Source organism: Bradyrhizobium sp. ERR14, from assembly GCF_014198235.1.
Classification (GTDB): Bacteria; Pseudomonadota; Alphaproteobacteria; order Rhizobiales; family Xanthobacteraceae; genus Bradyrhizobium.
The window spans coordinates 139,682-159,684 of record NZ_JACIHD010000003.1; the positions used below are offsets into that span (position 1 = coordinate 139,682).

The 20,003-nt window shown below is 64.9% G+C and carries 18 protein-coding genes; 11 read left to right on the forward strand and 7 right to left on the reverse strand.

What is annotated here, in order from left to right; translation table 11 throughout:
• The first annotated feature begins 26 nt into the window (after nt 1-26).
• The 5 genes from GGD62_RS10495 (at nt 27) to GGD62_RS10515 (ending at nt 7,473) form a co-directional block, all read left to right on the forward strand.
• The gene (locus tag GGD62_RS10495) at nt 27-902 is read left to right on the forward strand and encodes a hypothetical protein (protein ID WP_018316762.1); all 876 of its coding nucleotides are present in this window, start codon (nt 27-29) and stop codon (nt 900-902) included.
• A 371-nt stretch (nt 903-1,273) separates the two neighbouring features.
• Nucleotides 1,274-4,141, forward strand: coding sequence for a PAS-domain containing protein (locus GGD62_RS10500; protein ID WP_183708366.1), 2,868 nt, complete (start codon nt 1,274-1,276; stop codon nt 4,139-4,141).
• A 208-nt stretch (nt 4,142-4,349) separates the two neighbouring features.
• On the forward strand, nt 4,350-5,327 hold the full coding sequence (locus GGD62_RS10505) for a tripartite tricarboxylate transporter substrate binding protein (protein ID WP_183708368.1): 978 nt from the start codon (nt 4,350-4,352) through the stop codon (nt 5,325-5,327).
• 147 nt (nt 5,328-5,474) lie between these two features.
• On the forward strand, nt 5,475-5,960 hold the full coding sequence (locus GGD62_RS10510; protein WP_092251594.1) for a tripartite tricarboxylate transporter TctB family protein: 486 nt from the start codon (nt 5,475-5,477) through the stop codon (nt 5,958-5,960).
• A 4-nt stretch (nt 5,961-5,964) separates the two neighbouring features.
• Nucleotides 5,965-7,473, forward strand: a complete 1,509-nt coding sequence (locus GGD62_RS10515) for a tripartite tricarboxylate transporter permease (RefSeq protein ID WP_018316758.1) — start codon at nt 5,965-5,967, stop codon at nt 7,471-7,473.
• A gap of 138 nt (nt 7,474-7,611) precedes the next feature.
• Here GGD62_RS10515 and GGD62_RS10520 read toward each other — a convergent pair whose 3' ends face one another.
• Nucleotides 7,612-9,306 (reverse strand): bifunctional diguanylate cyclase/phosphodiesterase, encoded by a 1,695-nt coding sequence (locus GGD62_RS10520; protein WP_183708370.1) that lies wholly within the window; start codon nt 9,304-9,306, stop codon nt 7,612-7,614.
• 223 nt (nt 9,307-9,529) lie between these two features.
• On the opposite strand from GGD62_RS10520, the gene GGD62_RS10525 reads away from it, so the two are divergent.
• The gene (locus GGD62_RS10525) at nt 9,530-9,790 is read left to right on the forward strand and encodes a hypothetical protein (protein WP_183708372.1); all 261 of its coding nucleotides are present in this window, start codon (nt 9,530-9,532) and stop codon (nt 9,788-9,790) included.
• A 6-nt stretch (nt 9,791-9,796) separates the two neighbouring features.
• Here GGD62_RS10525 and GGD62_RS10530 read toward each other — a convergent pair whose 3' ends face one another.
• From GGD62_RS10530 to mtgA, 3 genes are all read right to left on the reverse strand, one after another.
• Entirely contained in the window at nt 9,797-10,450 is a 654-nt protein-coding gene (locus GGD62_RS10530) for a hypothetical protein (RefSeq protein WP_183708374.1), read from the reverse strand.
• Nucleotides 10,451-10,593: 143 nt separating this feature from the next.
• Entirely contained in the window at nt 10,594-10,776 is a 183-nt protein-coding gene (gene rpmF, locus GGD62_RS10535) for a 50S ribosomal protein L32 (RefSeq protein ID WP_007598106.1), read from the reverse strand.
• A gap of 168 nt (nt 10,777-10,944) precedes the next feature.
• Nucleotides 10,945-11,619: a monofunctional biosynthetic peptidoglycan transglycosylase gene (mtgA, locus tag GGD62_RS10540; RefSeq protein WP_092251590.1), complete on the reverse strand. Its 675-nt coding sequence runs from the start codon at nt 11,617-11,619 to the stop codon at nt 10,945-10,947.
• 160 nt (nt 11,620-11,779) lie between these two features.
• Between mtgA and GGD62_RS10545 the strand changes: the two genes are divergently transcribed.
• Complete coding sequence (locus tag GGD62_RS10545; RefSeq protein WP_183259591.1) at nt 11,780-12,703, forward strand: polyprenyl synthetase family protein; 924 nt, start codon at nt 11,780-11,782, stop codon at nt 12,701-12,703.
• A 9-nt stretch (nt 12,704-12,712) separates the two neighbouring features.
• Nucleotides 12,713-13,405, forward strand: a complete 693-nt coding sequence (locus GGD62_RS10550; protein ID WP_183708376.1) for a DUF1345 domain-containing protein — start codon at nt 12,713-12,715, stop codon at nt 13,403-13,405.
• Between the two features lie 44 nt (nt 13,406-13,449).
• On the opposite strand, the gene GGD62_RS10555 is transcribed toward GGD62_RS10550, so the two are convergent.
• On the reverse strand, nt 13,450-15,264 hold the full coding sequence (locus GGD62_RS10555) for a caspase family protein (protein WP_183708378.1): 1,815 nt from the start codon (nt 15,262-15,264) through the stop codon (nt 13,450-13,452).
• A gap of 183 nt (nt 15,265-15,447) precedes the next feature.
• Complete coding sequence (locus GGD62_RS10560; protein WP_183708380.1) at nt 15,448-15,876, reverse strand: GFA family protein; 429 nt, start codon at nt 15,874-15,876, stop codon at nt 15,448-15,450.
• Between the two features lie 95 nt (nt 15,877-15,971).
• Between GGD62_RS10560 and GGD62_RS10565 the strand changes: the two genes are divergently transcribed.
• The 3 genes from GGD62_RS10565 to GGD62_RS10575 all read left to right on the forward strand — a co-directional run bounded on the left by GGD62_RS10565 (nt 15,972) and on the right by GGD62_RS10575 (nt 19,048).
• Entirely contained in the window at nt 15,972-16,346 is a 375-nt protein-coding gene (locus GGD62_RS10565) for a nuclear transport factor 2 family protein (protein ID WP_018316749.1), read from the forward strand.
• A 188-nt stretch (nt 16,347-16,534) separates the two neighbouring features.
• Complete coding sequence (gene bla / locus GGD62_RS10570; RefSeq protein ID WP_183708382.1) at nt 16,535-17,392, forward strand: class A beta-lactamase; 858 nt, start codon at nt 16,535-16,537, stop codon at nt 17,390-17,392.
• A gap of 48 nt (nt 17,393-17,440) precedes the next feature.
• The gene (locus tag GGD62_RS10575) at nt 17,441-19,048 is read left to right on the forward strand and encodes a Na+/H+ antiporter (protein WP_183708384.1); all 1,608 of its coding nucleotides are present in this window, start codon (nt 17,441-17,443) and stop codon (nt 19,046-19,048) included.
• Nucleotides 19,049-19,186: 138 nt separating this feature from the next.
• Here the strand turns inward: GGD62_RS10575 and GGD62_RS10580 are convergent, their stop codons facing one another.
• The gene (locus tag GGD62_RS10580; RefSeq protein WP_183235760.1) at nt 19,187-20,002 is read right to left on the reverse strand and encodes an N-acetylmuramoyl-L-alanine amidase; all 816 of its coding nucleotides are present in this window, start codon (nt 20,000-20,002) and stop codon (nt 19,187-19,189) included.
• Nucleotide 20,003 lies beyond the last annotated feature (1 nt).

Here is a 20,003-nt window from a genome sequence, read left to right on the forward strand (position 1 = left end):
CTGTCATTTCCACGGGTAAGACGAGCGTGATTCACACCAAGGTGCGATGCCGCGAGATCACCGAGTCCGACGCCGAAGCGGTCGCGGACCTGCTGACGCGCGGCTTCGTCGGCCGCTCGCGGAACTATTGGATCCAGGGTCTGCGCCGGCAGGCCTTCCGGTCCGTGCCGGAGGGCTATCCGCGCTTCGGCTACATGCTCGAGAGTGACGGCACGCCGGTCGGTGTGCTGCTGCTGATCTACACGGCGCGGAAGAACGGCGAAGAGACCGCCATCCAGTGCAATCTGTCGAGCTGGTATGTCGATCCGGCCTACCGCAACTATGCCCCGCTGCTGACCAAGATCGCGCAGCGGCACAAGGACGTGACCTATTTCAACATCAGCCCGGCCCCGTGGACCTGGCCGATCATCGAGACGCAGGGCTTTCGCGCCTATTGCCGCGGCATATTCTTCTCGGTTCCTGCCCTGGCGCGACCTCCGCGCTGGAGCGAGATCGAGGTCATCTCGCCTCACGCCAAAACGATCGAGGGGCTATCCGAAGCCGAAACCGAGCTCTTGACGCGGCATGCGCGCTACAATTGCCTCAGCCTCGTCTGCCGCACGCCGAAGGGAACATTCCCCTTCATCCTGCAGCCGGTGCGCATCCGCCGCGGCTTCATTGCACCTCCTGCGATGAAGCTGATCTATTGCCGCAGCGCCGCGGAATACGCCGCCTGCGCAGGCCGCATCGGCCGGCTGCTGCTTCGGCTCGGCAAGATCGCGGTGGCGATCGATTCCAATGGACCGCTTCCCGGCCTGGTCGGTATTTATACCGAGCGGCGCGGTCGCAAATACTTCAAGGGCCCGGATCGGCCGCAGCTCGGCGATCTCACCGATACGGAACTGGTGTTGTACGGGCCGTGAGGGAGGCCGTCGGACCAGACCACCGCTGTCGTCCCTGCCTAGTGCGCAATTGCGCACGGGCGCAGGGACCCATACCGCGTGATCTGTCTCTAAGCCGCAATGCTGGTACCACGGGAAGGCCCCTTCACTTCCAATCTTCGTCAAACCTTTCCCTGTGGTTATGGGTCCCTGCTTTCGCAGGGACGACACTTCATTTGACGCGCCCTCCCGCCCAACTCTCGCGCGCACCTCCGCATTTCCGACGCGCTCTCCATCGCCAGTCACCCTCCGTAAACTACTGCGCTTAAGGGAATTTTCCGGCCTCTTCGCTACCCTCGGCGGCTGAATTAGGTTGCGTTAAGTCTATTGCTCGCCGAGATCCCGCCGATCCCATGACGTCGACCCGTGACAACGAGCTTGGTGCACGCCGCGAGCAGGGCCCGGAGGCCCTGGTCGCGCTGAGCCAGCTTGCGCTCGACCACATGGAACAGGGCGTCTGCGTCTACGATGCCGACAACCGGATCGTGCTGGTCAACCAGCGTTACTTGTCGCTGTTCGACATGTCGGCCGACATCGTGCGCGTGGGCACGAGCTACCGCGAGGTACTTGCGCATAGTGCGATGCGCGGCAACTTTCCCCAGGACCAGCTCGACACGCTGTATTCGGCGCGGATCGCGCAGATCGCAGGGGGAAAGCCGTTCCGAACCGAGCAGCAGCTTGCGAGCGGCCTCGCCATGTCGCTCGAGCTCAAGCCGCTTCCCGGCGGCGGCTGGATGACGATCTGCGACGATGTCACCCGCCTCGCCCGGCTCGAGGCGGAATTGCGCGTGCAGACCGAGCGCAGCCAGCACGCGCTCGCCAACATGTCGCACGGCCTCATCATGTATGACGCCGACAGTTGCGTCGTCGTCTGCAACGAACGTTTCCTGAACCTCTACAACCTCGATCCCAGCATCGTAAGGCCGGGCGCCTCGCATCGCGAGGTGCTCGATCATTGGGTATCGCGCGGCAATTTGCCGGGCATGCCGACAGACGAATTCCATAAATCCAGGCTGGAGGACGTGCGCACCAGAAAGGCGAAGTCCCTGCTGGTGATGCGTTATGACGGACGCATGGTGCAGACGGTCTCGCGCTTCCTGCCCGACGGCGGCTGGGTGACCGTGCATGAGGACGTCACGGAGCGGCTGCAATATGAAGAGACGCTGCGGCAACAGAATTTTATTCTCGATGCCGCGATGGAGAACATGGCGCACGGGCTCGCCTTCTATGACAGCGACATGCGCCTTCGCGTCTGCAATACCACCTACCGCAAGATCTACCTGCTGTCGCCGGAGGAGACCAGGCCCGGCACGCATCTCGCCGAGCTGATCGAGCGCTCGATGGCGAACGGCGCGTTCTCGTCCGAGTACAGCCCCCGGCAGCTCTTGGAAGCCGCCAGCGCCAGGATCGCGAACCGCGATTCCTCGCCGATGCGCCGGCGCATGTCGAACGATACCGTGATCTCGGTGCGCTACTGCGCGCTGCACGAGGGCGGCTTCGTCGCCACTTACGAGGACATCACAGAACGCGAGCACGCGATCGAGGAGCTGAGCGAGCAGTATCGCCGCTTCGACGCGGCGCTGAACAACATGAGCCAGGGCCTGTGCATGCTCGACGCGAGCCTGCGCGTCATCGTGTGCAATCGCCGCTACATCGAGATGTACGGCCTGTCGCCTGACATCGTGAAGCCCGGTGTCTCGATGCGCGAAATCATGGAGCACAGCTGCGAGCTCGGCGTCCATCAGAACACCACAGCCGCGCGGCTTTATGCCGATTACGTCGAGCGGCTGCGTGAGGGCGAGCATACGCTGCATCGCCATTTGAGCGACGGCCGCATCATCAAGCTCAATCACAAGCGGATGGAGCATGGCGGCTGGGTCGTCACCTACGAGGACGTCACCGAGCGCCACAAGGCCCAGGCGCGCGTCGCGCACATGGCGCGGCACGATTCGTTGACCGACCTGCCCAACCGCACGCTGTTCCGCGAAAAGATGGGCGAGGGACTGAACCAGGTCGCGATCGCCGGCGGCGCCATGGCCGTGCTGTGCTTCGACCTCGACAATTTCAAGACCGTCAACGACCGCCTCGGCCACGCCGCCGGCGACCGGCTGCTGCGCTGGGTCGCGGCGCGGCTGAAGGAGAATGTCGGCGAGCACGATACCGTCGCGCGGCTCGGCGGCGACGAGTTCGCCGTGCTCCAGCGCGGACCGCAGCCGCAAGCGGCGGAAAAGCTGGCCCGGCGTCTGGTCGAGGTTCTCGGTCATCCGCCGCCACTGGAAAACCAGTCGATCCATGTCGGCGCCTCCGTCGGCATCGCGATCGCACCCGACCACGGGCTCGATGCCGACGAACTGATGAAATGCGCAGATCTCGCGCTGTACCAGGCCAAGGCCAAGGGGCGCGGCGCCTATCAGCTGTTCGAGCCCGAGATGGAGGAAGAGGCGCGCAGTCGGCACGCGCTGGAGCACGATCTACGCGGCGCGCTCGAGGCGCGTCAATTCCATCTGGTATTCCAGCCGCAACTGCGGCTCGATTCGACCGAGCTCACCGGGTTCGAGGCACTCCTGCGCTGGAAACATCCCTCGCGCGGCTTCGTCTCGCCGGCCGAGTTCATTCCGATCGCTGAAGAGACCGGGCTGATCGTTCCGATCGGCGAATGGGTGCTGCGCAGCGCCTGTGCGACCGCCGCGTCCTGGCCCGATGTCACCGTCGCGGTAAATCTGTCGCCGGTGCAGTTCCGTTCGCGCGGGCTGGTGGCGATGGTCACGAGCGCACTTGCCGAAGCCGGCCTGCCGCCGCAACGGCTCGAGCTCGAGGTCACCGAGACGGCGCTGCTCGACGACAGCGAGGCGACGATCGAGATCCTGCACCAGCTTCGCGCGTTAGGCGTGCGCGTCAGCCTCGACGATTTCGGCGTCGGCTATTCCTCGCTGAGCTATTTACGCAAGTTTCCGTTCGATCGCATCAAGATCGATCGTTCCTTCGTCGGCACGCTCGGCGAAAGTCCGGAGAGCGTTGCCATCGTCCGCACCATCGCAAGCCTCGGTTCCGTGCTCGGCGTCGAGACGACGGCGGAGGGTGTGGAGACCGAGGAGCAACTCGACTTCGTCCGCGAATGCGGCTGCACCGCCGTACAGGGCTATTATTTCGGCAGGCCGTGCCCCGCATCGGAGGTCGGCCGCACCATCGAGACGCTGAACACGGTCCGGCGCGTGGCGTAGCGGCTTTCTGCTCCCTCAAATTCCGTCTCTCGGCACACGACCAAACGACGAATTGTCGCATGTGCCGCCTCGACCGGGATTGCCGCATCGCCCGGCGCCCGCGGTCCGCGCAATGCGCTTTTCTTCTCCCTCGATTTCAGGAACAATCGCCGCGCAAGAACGAGAAACGGCGGCCCGCAAAGAGGCCGCCGCGAGGGGAGGAGTTTCGATGTCGCGATACGGGCTGAAGACGATCGCATTTGCCGCGATGCATGCTGTCATGGGCGCATTGCTCTCGACTGCCGCCAGCGCGCAGGACTATCCCAGCAAGCCGATCACGCTGATCGTGCCATGGCCGGCCGGCGGATCGACCGATATCTCGATGCGCGCCATCGCCGACAGCGCCTCGAAGGTGCTGGGGCAGCCGATCGTGATCGACAACAAGGCCGGCGGCGGCGGCACGGTGGGCCCCGCGACCATGGCAGCGGCCGCGAAGCCGGACGGCTACACCATCTCGCAGATTCCGATCACCGTGTTCCGCCTGCCCTTGATGCAGGAAGTGTCGTGGGATCCGGCCAAGGACTTCACCTACATCATCCATCTCACCGGCTACACCTTCGGTGTGACCACCAGCGCGGAGTCGCAGTTCAAGAGCTGGAAGGACGTCGTGGAGTTCGCCAAGGCGAATCCGGGCAAGGTGACCTATGCCACGCCGGGCGCCGGCACCTCGCTGCATATCGGCATGGAGCAGATCGCCGGAATGTCCGGTATCAAGCTGACGCAAGTTCCTTTCAAGGGCGGCGCGGAGACCAACGCCGCGGTGCTGGGGCAGCACACGATGCTTCAGGCGGACTCCACGGGATGGCGGCCGCTGGTCGACGCCGGCAAGCTGCGGCTGCTGATGGTGTGGACCGGCGCACGCTCGCCGAACTATCCCGACGCGCCGACGCTGAAGGAGCTCGGCTATCCCATGGTTTATGATTCCCCCTTCGGCATCGCCGGCCCGAAAGGCATGGATCCAAAGATCGTCGCCAAGCTGCACGATGCCTTCAAGAAGGCGGTCGAGGATCCAGCGGTGGTCGCGACGCTCGCCAAATACGACATGGTGCCGAACTACAAGAACACCGAGGACTACAAGAAGTTCGTCGTCGAGGTCACGGAGTCCGAGCGCAAGGTGATCGATACGCTCGGGCTCGCGAAGAAGTAGCTTGTCCCATCACACATGCTGACCTCATCCTGAGGTGCGAGCCGCGCTTGCGGCTCGCCTCGAAGGATGGATCGGGGCACCGTCGCCCTTCGAGGGCTACGCTGCGCTCCGCCACCTCAGGACGACGGTGATCTCAAGGCGCTTCACATGAACAACGACACCAACGTCAAACTCCGCCTCAGCAACTCCGAGCTCTGGGGCGGGCTGATCGGGCTCGCGCTGGGCGGATTCGTGATCTGGTCCGGCATGAAGCTCAAGCTCGGCACCATCAACGATCCCGGCTCCGGCTACGTGCTGTTCTACACGGGCATCCTGATGTGCGTGTTCGCAGGCGCCATCATCGTCTCGGCGGTCACCGAGGGCGCGCCGACGCTGGCCTCGCGCTGGGAGAATGTGCGCTGGAGCAAGCCGCTCCTGCTGATTGCCTGTCTCGTGGCATTCTCCATTGCGCTGGAACCACTCGGCTTCCTGCTGTCGTCGATCCCCCTGGTGCTGCTGCTGTTGCGGCTGATCGATCCCGTTCGCTGGACGCTGGCGATCCCGATCGCCGTGCTGGTGCCATCAGGCATGTGGTGGGTGCTCAAGCGGCTGCTGCTGATCCAGCTGCCCTCGGGCCTGTTCGGGATCGGCTGACCCTATGGATACGCTATTCAATGTCGCGCATGGGTTCGGCGTCGCGCTGCTGCCAGTCAACCTGCTCTACTGCTTCATCGGCGTCTTCATCGGCACGCTGGTCGGCGTGCTGCCGGGCATCGGGCCGATCTCGGCGATGTCGCTGCTTCTGCCCGTGACGCTGTCGGGCACGCCGGAATCCGGCATCATCATGATGGCCGGGATCTATTACGGCTCGATGTATGGCGGCTCGACCACCTCGATCCTGGTCAACATCCCCGGCGAGGCGGCCTCCGTCGTCACCTGCATCGACGGCCACCAGATGGCGAAGCAGGGACGCGCTGGCCCTGCACTCGGCATTTCCGCCTTCGGCTCCTTCATTGCCGGCACATTCGCGCTGATCGCCTTGATGCTGGTCGCGCCGAAGCTGGCCAGCGTCGCCATCGCGTTCGGCCCGGCCGAATATTTCAGCCTGATGGTGCTTGGCCTCGTGGTGCTCACCTTCCTGACCCAGGGCTCGATGCCGAAGGCATTGCTGATGGCGTGCATCGGCGTCGTGCTCGGACTGATCGGGCTCGACAGCATCACGGCACAACCGCGTCTGACCTTCGGCCGCATGGAGCTGATCGACGGCATCGGGCTGGTGCCCGTCGTGATGGGCCTGTTCGGCGTTGCGGAGGTGCTGCTCAACACCGAGCAGGCGATCAAGCGCGACATCATCAACACCAAGATCACCCATCTGCTGCCCACCAGGGAGGACTGGAAGGCGAGCGCAGGTCCGGTCGGCCGCGGCACCATCCTCGGCTTCTTCCTCGGCATCCTGCCGGGCGGCGGCGCGGTGGTGGCGTCCTTTGCCTCCTACGCGCTGGAGAAGCGGCTGTCGAAGACGCCGGAGCGCTTCGGCCATGGCGCGATCGAAGGCGTTGCCGGACCGGAATCGGCGAACAACGCCGCGGCGGGCGGCGCCTTCATTCCGCTGATGACGCTCGGCATTCCGCCGAACGTGGTGATGGCGCTGCTGCTCGGCGCCTTCGTTATCCACGGCCTGCAGCCGGGACCGCTGCTGATCACGCAGAACCCCGGCCTGTTCTGGGGCATCGTCGCCAGCATGTACATCGGCAACGTCATGCTGCTGATCCTGAACCTGCCGATGATCGGCATGTGGGTGCAGCTGCTCAAGCTGCCGTACAACATCCTGTTCCCCCTGATCATCCTGTTCACGATCCTGGGCGTCTACTGCTCCAGCAACAACGTGTTCGACGTCTATGTGATGATCGCGTTCGGGATCATCGGCTATTTCATGCGCAAGCTCGGCTACGAGCCAGCGCCGCTGGTGCTGGCTTTCGTGCTGGGACCGATGATGGAGAACAATCTGCGCAAGTCACTGATCCTGTCGCAGGGCGATCTCTGGACCTTCGTGCAGCGGCCGATCTCGGGGGTCTGTCTCGTGTTTGCCCTGGTGCTGCTGATCGCGCCGCTATTGCCGTCGCTGCGCAAGAAGCGCGAGCTGGTTGCGCTGGATGAGGGGGCGTGAGGAGGTCTCGTAGGGTGGGCAAAGCGACTTGTCCGCCGTAGCTTGAAGAGCGAAGGCGGAAGCGTACCCACGATCTATATCCATCACGGAGGAATGGTGGGCACGGCGCAAGTGCGCCTTTGCCCGCCCTACGAGACCTCAGCATGCAGCAGGAAGCGCACTATCCGTTGAAGTCCCCCACGGACGCTCGCCAGACGCAAGCCCGATCAGGCGGCCCTGGATGTAGTCGCAGCCCCAATCGCGCAGCATGCTTGCGGCTTCCTCGTCCTGCACCCATTCGGCGACGGTCTTGATGTCGAGGCGGCGGGCGAGATCGATCAGGGTCTGCACGAAGGCGCGGTCGTCGGCGGAATGAGTGATGTTCTGCACGAACGCGCCATCGATCTTCACGATATCCACGCCGAGCTTGCGCAAGTTTCGGAACGAGGTGTAGCCGGCGCCGAAATCGTCGATGGCGATGCGGCTGCCGAAATGCTTGAGGCGGCCAACGAAGGCGCGGACGTCATCGATGTCCTGGATCGCGACCGTCTCGGTGATCTCGACGATCAGCCGCTCGGCAACGCCGGGATGGGCCTGCATCAGCGATTCGATGCCCGCCCACCAGTCCGGATCCATGGTCGTATCCGGCGAGATGTTGAGGCTGAGGCAGATGTCGGGCGCGGCGGCGAGCTCGGCGACCACGAGCTCGAGCACGCGGTGATCGACCAGGCGGATCAGGCCGAGCCGTTCGGCGACCGGCACGATGTCGGGCGCGAGCAGCACCTGGCCGTCGCCCTGGTCCATCCGCACCAGGCATTCATGGAATGCGCGCTCGCGGGAGACGGCCGAGACCACCGGCTCATAGGCGAGCTTGATGCGGCGCTCGTTCAGCGCGGTGACTATCTCGTCGGTGACGCGGATGTTGACGCGGCGCTGCGCGTCGCGTGTGGCATCCGGACGCCATGCCGCGAACGAGCCGACGCGGCGGCGCTTGGCGGCATCCAGCGTCTCATGGGCGCGGTTGACGGCCTCGTCGGTGTTGCGGGCATAGCGCGGTACGCTGACCGCGCCGATCGAGGCGGTGACCGAGACCGGACCGGATTTGGTCGGCACCACCTCGTCGCGAATGCCGGCGAGGAAACGCTCGGCGGCGACATTCATGTCGTCGACGGTGCAGTTCTTCAGGATCAGGCCGAACTTGTTGCCGGAAAAGCGGCCGAGCACGTCGCCGCCACGCAGGCGCGAGCGGATGCGCTTGGCGATGTCGAGGAGCACGGCGTCGGCAACGTCGAAGCCGAAGGCGTCGTTGACGCGGGCAAGATGGTCGATACCGACCAGCATGAAGGCCGCGGTCGAGCGGAAGCGGGTCGTCTCCTCGATCGCCTCGGCCAGCGCGGCAATCAGATGAGAGCGGTTGAGCTCGCCGGTCAGCGGATCGAGCCGGGCCAGCTTGGTCAGCTCCTCGTCGCGGGCGTGGCGCTCATTGTTGATTCGGACCGAGCCGATCGCGCGCACCGGGCGGCCGTCGGGGCCGGCGAACCAGCGGCCGGTCTCCTCGATCCAGATCACGGGATCGGCGGCGCTCATGCGCACCCCGTACTCGACCCGGTAGGGCGTGCCGTCGGCACCATGCACGGCATAGGCTTGCGCCAGCGCGGCGCTCCGCAGCGTTGGCGAGGGCTCGATCAGCTTGGCAAATTCGGCCCCGGTCGCCAGCCGCTCGGCGGGAATGCCGGGAAAGACGCTGCCGACCTGGTCACCCCAGACGATCGCATCACTGCCAATGTCCCAGGCAAACACGGCCTGGCCGAGGGCGGCCAGGATGTCGGAGGCTTGCGGTAATGCGGGGATCAAAATCGCCTCGTTTCGGGACAGCGGTAAAGTCCTGAGCTGACACAGGATAGAGCTAGATTCGCCCCCAACCCTAGGCAAAGTTGATAAACAATTTGGAAACCACGTTTCTACAGGCCGGGGGAACCAAACCGGCCCGTCCGGCATAGGCCTTGCGAGTACTGACACGCACCCGGCACCAGCGTCCCGAAACGCGACAGGCTCTGCCGGATCAACGGTGATAGCGATGTTGAGTACCGATCGATCGGACGCGGCGGATAGCGGCACAGGCACGGCCCTGGTGCCGGTACTGCCGATTTTGCAATGGGTCCACAAGACGCCGTTGCCGCGCCCCGATCCGAGCTTCGTCGCCCAGCTGATCGCCAATGCCGAACATCTGCCCCAGGCGAGCCGGCTGCGCCGCGCCTCTTCCGAAGATGCGCAGACGGCCTATGGCGGCAAGCGCCCGCTGCAAAGCGTCAGCGCGCGCACGCGGCAGGTGGCTTGAGATCGATCAGCGCGGCGGCGCGTCGGGGGACGGAGACGTGCCGTCGCCCGGCTGCAAATGCGGCGAGGGGACTTCCGGCGAGGGCGTGCTCTGCACCGGCTTCGGTGCGGGGGGATCCATCAGCACGGATTCGGCAACCGACTGAGCCGAGGGCGCGGGCGGTGCCGCCGGTGCTGCGATCGGCGCGGACACCGGCTCGAACTTGGGCTCGGCCGCGGCATCTCCCGCCGGAGCTTCCACCTGACGCTTGGCCTTGCGTGACGCCGGCACCGTTGTCTCGGCGACATAGGTGACGCGGCGGCGCGTGCGCTGGGCAATACCGCCGAGGAAATCGGCCATCGCGAGCAGCACCAGCAGGAAATAGGTCGAGTTGCCGAATTTGGGCCACATCACGAATTCGGCAGCGGCAGCACCAAACAGGATCAGTGACAGCAGATGATCCATCAGGAATTTCGAGCCCGGCCGCGCGCCCTTCACCACTTCGAGCAGCAGCAGCACGATACCGAGCGCCAGCATCACATCGGCGAGCGTGACCGGCCAGGTCTCGCCCGACACCATCGGCACCTTGAACAGCACATCCGTGAAGGACACGGTCGGCATCAGGAAGGCGATGATGTTGTAGACCGCGAGCGGAATCAGAAGCAGCGGGAAACCGACCATCGGCGAAATGCCTTCTCGATCAAGATATCCAGACAGGACAATGCGGCGGCGAAGCATTAGCTCCGCCGCCGCCACTGTCATATCTCATGGGTTGGCCGAAATCAGGCAGGTGCAATCATCCCGCCTGGAGAAAGGTCCTTAACTCAGGACTCTTTCTTCTTCAGGACCTGACGGCCCTTGTACATGCCGGTCTTGAGGTCGAGATGGTGCGGACGACGCAGCTCGCCGGAGTCCTTGTCTTCCACATAGGTCGGCTTCTTGATGGCGTCTGCCGAGCGGCGCATGCCACGGCGCGACGGCGAGGTTTTTCTTCTCGGAACGGCCATTTCAATATCCTCTAGGGATTGGTGTTATCAGGGCATCGTCCGCGAGGGACGGCTCAGCACCCGCAATCCGAGGCGAGCTGAATGCCGATCAAGGTCGCGCTTATAGAGGAAGGCTGGCTGCAAAGCTAGGCTCTTGGGCCGGAAAATGCGCCCGAAAAGAGCCCAAAATCAGCGATTTTCCCGCCAGCAGGTCGCAAGCGAAGAGGCCTGCGCCCTTGCCACATAGGTCCCTGCCAGCCGCCGGACGCCCGGACCGGGGGTTTTGGCGCTGCGTTTGACCGGATTCGGCAGGATCGAGGCCAGAAGGGCCGCCTCACGCGGAGAGAGGGCGGCGGCCGATTTGCCGAAGGCATAGGCGCTGGCCGCCCCCACCCCGAACTGGCCCTGCGGGCCGAGCTCGGCGATGTTGAGGTAAATCTCCAGGATCCGCGGCTTGGGCAGGACGAGATCGATCCAGAGCGCCAGCGGGAATTCCAGCGCCTTGCGGACGAAATCCCGCCCCTGCCAGAGGAACAGGTTTTTTGCGACCTGCTGGGTAATGGTGGAGGCGCCCCGGAACGGCGTGCCGTCCTCCTGCGCGTCATCGATCGCCTCGCGCAGCGCCCCCCAATCGATGCCGTGATGCTTGCAGAAATGTGCGTCCTCAGCCGCCACCACCGCGCGCGGCAGATAGGGCGACATCGCCGCCAGATCGATCCATTCCCGCTGCATTGGCGCGCCGCGAAGCGAACGCCACGCCATCAGTGTCGAAACCGGATGGCCGGTTCGGTAGAACGGCGCGATCACATAGGGCGCGAGAATGACGACCGCGAGCGCTACCAGCAGGATTTTGACGATGCGCAAATCGACCTTTCCGGCATGGAACGAAACGCGGCCACGGCTCTCCCCATTAAGTCTGTGATAATTCGGGCCTTTTCCAGCACTTTTTAGGCCTTCCAAACGATTGACTGGGGCGGGCGCATAAAGGATTGTCCGCCGAATTTTAGTTCTGGAGCCCTTCTTGATGACCGGCACGTCCCCGTCCGATTTCGCCAAGCGTCTGGACAAGACCGCTGATGACACCGAGGCCCTGCTCGGGCGCCTGTTGTCGGACGACATCCTGCACGATGAGATCGCCCGGCCCAAGCGACTGATGGACGCAATGCGCTACTCGAGCCTGAACGGCGGCAAGCGTCTGCGCCCGTTCCTGGTGGTCGAGAGCGCGGCCGTGTTCGGTGTTCCCCGTGAAGCCGCGTTGCTGGTCGGCGCCGCGCTCGAATGCATCCACTGCTATTCGCTGATCCACGACGATCTGCCCGCCATGGACAATTCGGACCTGCGCCGCGGCCGCCCCACCCTGCACAAGCAGACCGATGACGCGACCGCGATCCTCGCCGGCGACGGTCTGCTGACGCTGGCCTTCGACATCGTCACCCGTGACGAAATCCATCACGACGCCAATGTGCGGCTGCTGCTGACACGCGCGCTGGCGCGCTGCGCCGGCATCGGCGGCATGGTCGGCGGCCAGATCCTCGACCTCGCCGGCGAAGGCCGCTTTGGCGGCAACGAGCCGATCGATGTCGCCCGCATTCAGCAGATGAAGACCGGCGCGCTCTTGCGTTACGGCTGCATCGCCGGCGCGATCCTCGGCCAGGCCTCGCAGAAAGAATATCAGGCACTCGACGATTACGGCCGCGCGCTCGGCGAAGCCTTCCAGATCGCCGACGATCTGCTCGATGTCGAGGGCGATGCGGCGGCCCTCGGCAAGCCGGCCGGCGCCGATGCCGCGCTCGGCAAGACCACCTTCGTCACCCAGCTCGGCATCGAAGGCGCCAAGCAGCGCGTGCGCGACCTGCTCGCCCGGGCCGACAGCGCGGTCTCGATCTTCGGTGAGCGCGCCGCCGTGCTGCAGGCCGCCGCGCGGTTTGTCGCCGAGCGGAAGAGCTGACAAGCATCGATGGCGGCCGAGGGCAAAGAAGATCCCGTCCTCGTCCGCTTCCGCCAGATGTCGCGGCCGATGCGGCTGCTTTACGCGCGGCCGCGGACCTTCATCGCGCTCGCGGCTGGCGTCCTGGTCTGTCTGCTCTTGCCGGGCTCGCACCGGCTGGTGACACGGCTCCTGTTCGGCTGGGATGCGCTGATCGCGGTCTATCTCGTGCTGGTCTACGCAATGATGCTTTGCAACGACCATCACCATATCCGGCGCGCCGCCGCGATGCAGGACGACGGCCGTTTCGTGATCCTGCTGGTGACGGCGACCGGCGCCTTCGCCGGCATCGCCGCGATCGTCTCAGAACTCGGCACACCGCATCGGGGCGTGTTGGAGCTGACCATCGCAATCAGCACCATCGCCCTGTCATGGGCCGCCGTGCACACGACCTTCGCGCTGCACTACGCGCATGATTATTATCGGAACGCCAAGCCGGGCGGCCTTCAGTTCCCGAGCGGCGACAAAGAAGACCACGCCGACTACTGGGACTTCGTCTATTTCTCGTTCGTGATCGGCATGACCGCGCAGGTCTCCGACGTCGGCATAACCGACAAGACGATCCGCCGCACGGCCACGGCGCACGGGATCGTATCGTTCATCTACAACACGGCCTTGCTGGCACTGACGGTCAACATCGCGGCGAGCGCGATTGCGACCTGACGTCGTCCCGGCCTTTCGGGACGACGATCTGGCTCATGCATGCCCTAGCGACACACCTCGGCATTGGCGTCGTTGCCGGGGCCGCCGCCGCCGCGATATTCGAGGTGGCAACCGCGGCTGACCGGGCGGCAGCCGGTGCTATTGCAGATGACTTGCCCGCCACCTGCGGCGCGACCGGCGCCGGCAGCGGCCGCAATGCCGGCCGCGGCACCATAGCCGCCCGCCGCGCCGCCGGCCTGAGGACGCTGCCGGGCGGGACGTTCGTCGCCATCATCGCGCTTCGCCGTTGCAGGCTTGGCCGGCTTGGCGGCGCGCTTCCTCTCGCACTCATTGTCGTCGTTGACCGCATAGCCCTCACGGCAGACGATCTTGGTGCACTTGTCGCCATCGGCCTTGAAGCCGTGCTCGCAGACCAGCGGGCAGACGCGTGACGGCTTGGCCTTGACCGCATCCAGCGCGTCCGTGCTCGCCACCTTCACGTCGAGCTTGGTGCCGGCATAGCGGTTGAACTGCGACAGCGAGCGCTGCGAGGATGTGCTCCAATTGCCGTCGGCAGTGCCCGAGAAGCAGCCGACGCGGCCGAGCTCGGTCTGCACCGAACGGCTGAGATCGGCCGGCGCGGTCGCCGGCGTCAGAGAGGCAACGTTGGTGCCGGCGGGGCTCGCCGTGCTGGCCGGCGCCGCGCTCGGGGCCGCAGCGGCGAGATTGACGCGCTGCTGCTCGGCGGCAGCTGCCTGCTGTTGCGCCTGCTCCTTGGCCTTCTGCGCAGCGAGCTGCGCCTGCTCGGCGGCCTTCGCATCGGCCGCGGCCTTGGCCTGCGCATCCTTCTGTGCGCCGAGGGCGGCAAGACGATCGCGTTCTGCCTCGGCCTGTTTCGCCTTCTCGGTGGCAGCCGCATGGGCCTGCTCGGCACCAATTTTCTCGACCTGAAGCTTGGCGAGGCTCGCATAGAAGCCATCGGGATGCTGGGCGAGGAAAGCGGCCCACGCCGCCTTGTTGCCGACCTGGAGCGCGAGCTCGTAATCGCGGCGGATATCGGCCTGCGGGTTCGGCGCGGGCGCAACCGTTGCTGCGGCCGTCACCTTGACCGGAACCAGCGGCACGTCCTCGCCACCGAGCGAGCCGTAAACGAACGGCTCCTGCTTGTTGCCGGTCGACTTGAGCACGTCGTCGCGCACGAAGCCGAAGGCACGGCGGACGTCGAGGCCCGGCGTCGTCAGATGCTTCGACAGCGCCACCGTAAAGGGGCTGTTGGCGCCGTCGCCGTCCTGAGCGGTGAAGCCGGCCTTCGCCGAATAGGCGATCAGCGTATTGGGGCTGGTCGGCTCGACCTGGGCGAGGCCCCGGCCGATACCGCGCGCGGCCACCGTGCGCTTCATGGTCTTGCCGAACGGATTGTCGCGGCAGGCATCCAGGATCACCAGCCGAAGCTGTTTGGCCGGTTCGACGGCGACCAGGACGCGGTCGAGCGAGAGCGCCTCGTCATAGACGTCGGTGTCGCGCTCAAGCTTGGCGTCGACCGGTATCAGATAATTCGAACCCTCGACCTCGATGCCGTGACCGGCATAGTAGACCACGGCGATGTCGGCATTGCGGGTCGCATCGGCAAAATCGCGCAGCACGCGCCGCGTATCCAGGGCCGACAGGTCGTGCCGGAAATCGACGCTGTTGAAGCCGGCCTCCTTCAGCGTCTTCGCCATCACCGCACCGTCATTGACGGGATTGGTGAGCGACGGCGCGTGCTGATAGGCCGAATTGGCGATCACCAGCGCGACGCGGTTGCCGGCAAAAGCGGGATCCGTGCCGAACAACAGCACGGCGGCGAGGAGAAGCGGGCAGAGTCTGAGCAGGTTGCGCATGACACGACTTCCGAAGTTCGGGACGTTTCGGTCCCCCTTGGGACCGCTTTAGCAGGATCCGGTGCCGGCGCTTGTGATGGAGGTCACCAAGGCCGCGCCGGCGACAGCCCGAAGGACCCCCTTTGTTTGTCGCGCCAGCGCGGTCACGGTTCGCTGCCAAACAGGCAAGCAGACCGAATTCCCCTAGGCATCGCCGATATGCCCCCGATATTGCGGCAGATTGTCCGTAATTTCGTGCCAGGGCGCCTTCGAGGCCACGAAGATGTGGGCGCTCGGCCGGATCGAGGGGGCATCAACCAGGGTTCCCATGGCGACATGGACCCATTGTCCTTCACGTACCCGGGAATAAAGCAGCGAGCCGCACCGGGAGCAATGGGCGTCATGGGTGGTGTCGTCGCCGAAAATCATCCGCTGGTCCCCTCCCCGGACAATGCGGAGCTTGTCCTGCGCGATGCCGGCGAAGGGCTTGAAGGCGGAGCCGGTGGTGCGACGGCAGTTCGAACAGTGGCAGTTCATCGCATAGGAGAACGCGTCGGCCACCTCAAACCGCACGGCGCGGCAGTAGCATTCGCCGATCAGGATACGAGCGTTCGAAGTTTCTGCTCCGGTCATTCCAGCGTCCTTGCGCGATTGGCAAGAGACACCCATAGCGCATTTCGATGTGTACGACTAAGTTCCGCCCAAGCCATCATGCAAAAGGATGACCTATGAACCAGAACCGTTCGAGTGTCGAAGCCGTCGTGCAATCCTATTTCGACGGGCTTTACGAGGGCGACGCCGAGAAGCTCGGCACCATCTTCCATCCCTCCGCTGACTTGCGCTGGGTCGAGAAGGGCGAGCTCCAGGTCCTGACCGTACCCGACTGGCTCGACCGCGTCCGCAAGCGCGCCTCCGCCAAGGCCGAAGGCAAGCCGCGCGAGGATTTCATCGTCACCATCGACCGTTCGGACGACAAGACCGCCTTCATCAAGGTCCGTTGCCAACTGCCGCCACGTTTCTTCACCGACTATTTGGTGGCGATGAAGCTCGCCGACGGCTGGCAGATCGTGTCGAAATCGTATCGGTATGACCTGAGGGAGTGAGGCTGCTCGACGTTCCGCTGCCCCATATCTGCCGCGCTCGATATCCATCCTCCGTCGTTGCAAGCGAAGCAATCGAGAGACCCTCCGCGGAGACAGACTGGGTTGCTTCGTCGCTTCGCGCCTCGCAATGACGAGGCGGATACAGCATCCGCCACATTTCTCGCCCCCACCTGTCTGAAAGCTGCCCCATGCCACTCGACCGCCGTTCCCTGCTCGCTTCGCTGTGCTGGATCGCCGCCTCTCCTGCGTTGGCCGCTGAGGCACCGCCTGAGCTCGAAACCTATGAGCGCGAGAGCGGTGGACGGATCGGGGTCTATGCAGAGAACCTTGCGACCGGCAAAAAGCTCGCTTGGCGCGCCGACGAGCGCTTCGTCATGTGCTCGACCTTCAAGGCCTCGCTTGCGGCTTGCATGCTGGCCCGGGTCGACCGCGCCGAGGACCAGCTTGCGGCCATGATCGCTTACGGCAAGGCCGACCTCTTGGACTACGCGCCGGTCGCCAAACAGAATCTTGCGGCCGGCGCGATGTCGGTCAGCGACATGTGCAAGGCGATCGTCGAGCTCAGCGACAATACCTGCGCCAATCTGCTGCTGGCGCGGATCGGCGGACCCGCCGCCCTCACCGCCTTCTGGCGATCGCTCGGCGACACCACCTCCCGGCTCGACCACAACGAGCCAGAACTCAACCGCTCGCCGCCGGGCAATCCCCACGACACCACGACGCCGTCAGCAATGGCGGGAAATCTGCAGCGCCTGGTGGTGGGCGAAGCGCTGTCGCCAGCCTCGCGGGCCCTGCTCACCGACTGGATGGTGAACTGCAAGACTGGCGCGAACCGGCTGCGCGGCGGCCTGCCCGCAAGCTGGACCATCGGCGACAAGACCGGCAACAACGGCAAGGACGCTTCGGGTGATATCGCGGTCGCCTGGCCCAAGCCCGGGACGCCGATCCTGATCTCGGTCTATACCCAGGGCGGCACGCCGAATCCGACGCAGATCGAAGCCGCCTTTGCACGCATCGGGCGGATGGTGGCCGAGCGGCTGGCGTAAGCCGCGCACATTGACGTAGCCGTCGCTTCCGGGTCAAGACAGACTATCATGGAAGCGAAGTTTCAGACCTTTCTCATCCTGCTCGCCGTGCTGGCAGGCGTGGCGCTGGCCGCACGCCGCTTCAACGTCGCCCCCGCTATCCTGCTGATGCTGGCCGGCGTCGGCCTCGCCTTCGTGCCTGGCATGCCCCCGGTGGAATTGCCTCCCGAGCTGGTGCTGCTGATGGTGCTGCCGCCGCTGATCTACTCGGCGAGCGTCGCCATGAGCTGGCGTGAGTTCAAGAACAATTTGCGCCCGATCGTGCTGCTCGCGGTTGGCGCGGTGATCTTCACCGCAGCGATGGTGGCGGCCGCCACGCACTACATGATCGGCCTGCCCTGGACCATCGGCTTCCTGCTCGGCGCCATCGTCGCGCCGCCCGACGTGGTGGCACCGCTCGCGATCGCGCGCCGGCTCAACATGCCGCGGCGGCTCCTCGTCATCCTCGAGGGTGAAGGGCTCGCCAATGATGCCACCGCGCTGATCCTCTACCGCTTCGCGCTGGCCGCCATCATGGTCGGACATTTCTCGCTGCCGCTCGCCGCCGGCGAATTCCTCCTCATTGTCGCCAGCGAGATCGCCTTCGGCATCGGCGTCGGTTGGCTCTCCCTTCGCTTCCGCAAATGGTCCGGAGATCCGCAGGTCGAGCTGACGCTGTCGCTGATCACCCCCTACGTCTCCTACTGGCTGCCCAAGCATATCGGTGGCTCCGGGGTGATCGCGACGGTGGCCTGCGGCCTCTATGTGAGCTGGAACGGCCCGCTGCTGATCTCGTCGGCAACGCGCCTGCAGGGCATCTTCTTCTGGGACCTCGTGATCTACCTGATCGAGGGCGTTCTGTTCCTGCTCACCGGATTCCAGATGCGCGCGCTCTACGAGAAATCGAAGGCGTTCCCGCTCGACGACATCCTGATCGCAACTGCCGTGGTCCTGGTGATCGTCGTGGTCGCGCGCTTCGCCTGGCTCTATCCTGCAACCTATCTGCCGCGCATGCTCAGCAAATCGCTGCGCCAGCGCGATCCGTCGCCACCCTGGCAATGGCCGTTCGTGCTCGCCTTCACCGGCGTGCGCGGCGCGGTGTCGCTGGCGGCCGCGCTGGCACTGCCGTTCACGCTGCCGGATGGCGATGCATTTCCGTATCGCGACCTGATCCTGTTCGTGGCCTTCGGCGTCATCTTCGTCACGCTGATCGGCGTCGGGCTGACGCTGCCGCCGGTGGTGAGATGGCTCGGCGTCGCCGAGGCCGGCCGTAACGAGCATGCCGCCGAGCACGAAGCCGAGATCGCCGCGCGCCGTCACGCGCTGGATGCAGCGCTGAAATCGCTCGACGCGCTGACCGAGGAGAAGGAGGTGTCCGACGAAGTGATGCGGCTCCTGCGTGCCCGCCACGACATCCGCGTCAACCAACTGCCTGATTCACTCGATCCCACCCACCACGACGTCTCCGCCGCCGGTACCGCGCTGACCCGCGACCTGATCGCCGCCGAACGCAAATTCATTCACAACCTGCTGCGCGACGGCCAGATCACCGACGAGACGCGGCGGCGAATCGAGCGCGACCTGGATCTGGAGGAAGCGAGCCTGGCGAACCGGGAGTATCGGCGGACGCCGCTGTAGCCTCCCGTCACTGCGAGGAGCCGTTGCGACGAAGCAATCCAGACCGCCTCCACGGAAAGACTCTGGATTGCTTCGCGGAGTCTGTCCTCGGGCCGCGCTAGGCGCGGACCCGTTGGCTCGCAATGACGGCGGGAGCAACTACCGCCTTGCGCAAAACTCCGCTATGGCGGACGCCACGGCCGCCGCAATCGTTTCATGCCGCTCGGGTGCGTTCATCGCCATTTCCTCGTCGCGGTTGATGATGGAGCCGGCCTCGAGCAGCACTGCGGCACTGCTGGTCCGCGACAGGACGACGAGCCCGTCATAGCGGTAGACGCCGACGTCCTTGTCGAGCAACTGGCGCCGGTAACGGCCCATCAGCGGCAAAGTGTATTGGCTGGCATAGTGCAGGCCTTGCTCCTTCAACTGCCTGCCGATCATCCGGGCCAGCATCAGGCTGCTGGCGAAGTGCGAATTCCGCTGCGACACGAACAGCGAGTGGCCCGAAAAGCGATCGCTGAAATAGCTCTTCGCACCATCGAATTCCCAGGTCTCGAGCAGCTTGTCCGGCACCGAATCATGATGGATCGACAGGAAGAGATCGGCGTGCGACCCATTGGCGCTGCCGACACGTTTAAACAGGCTGGGCCTAGCCTTGCCGTCCGTGACGAGCAGACGTGTTGCGGCAAAGCCTTCGGACTTGAGTTTCGCCGTGATGAGTCTTGCGAGACGGAAGTTGAAGCCGAACTCCGGATCGTTGCGCGCGCTCAACGCGCCGTAGGAGTCCGGCGTATGCCCGACATCCACGACGATCCGGAATTTCGGCATCTCACATTTGGCCGGCGCGGGCGAAGGCTTGAGCCTTGCCTTCGCGACCTTTCGGGCCGGGGCAGCCTGCCCCGCATCGATGGACGGAAGCAATAACGCGACCAGCGACACTAGGAGAATTGCGACGATGTCCCGCCCTGACGACAAA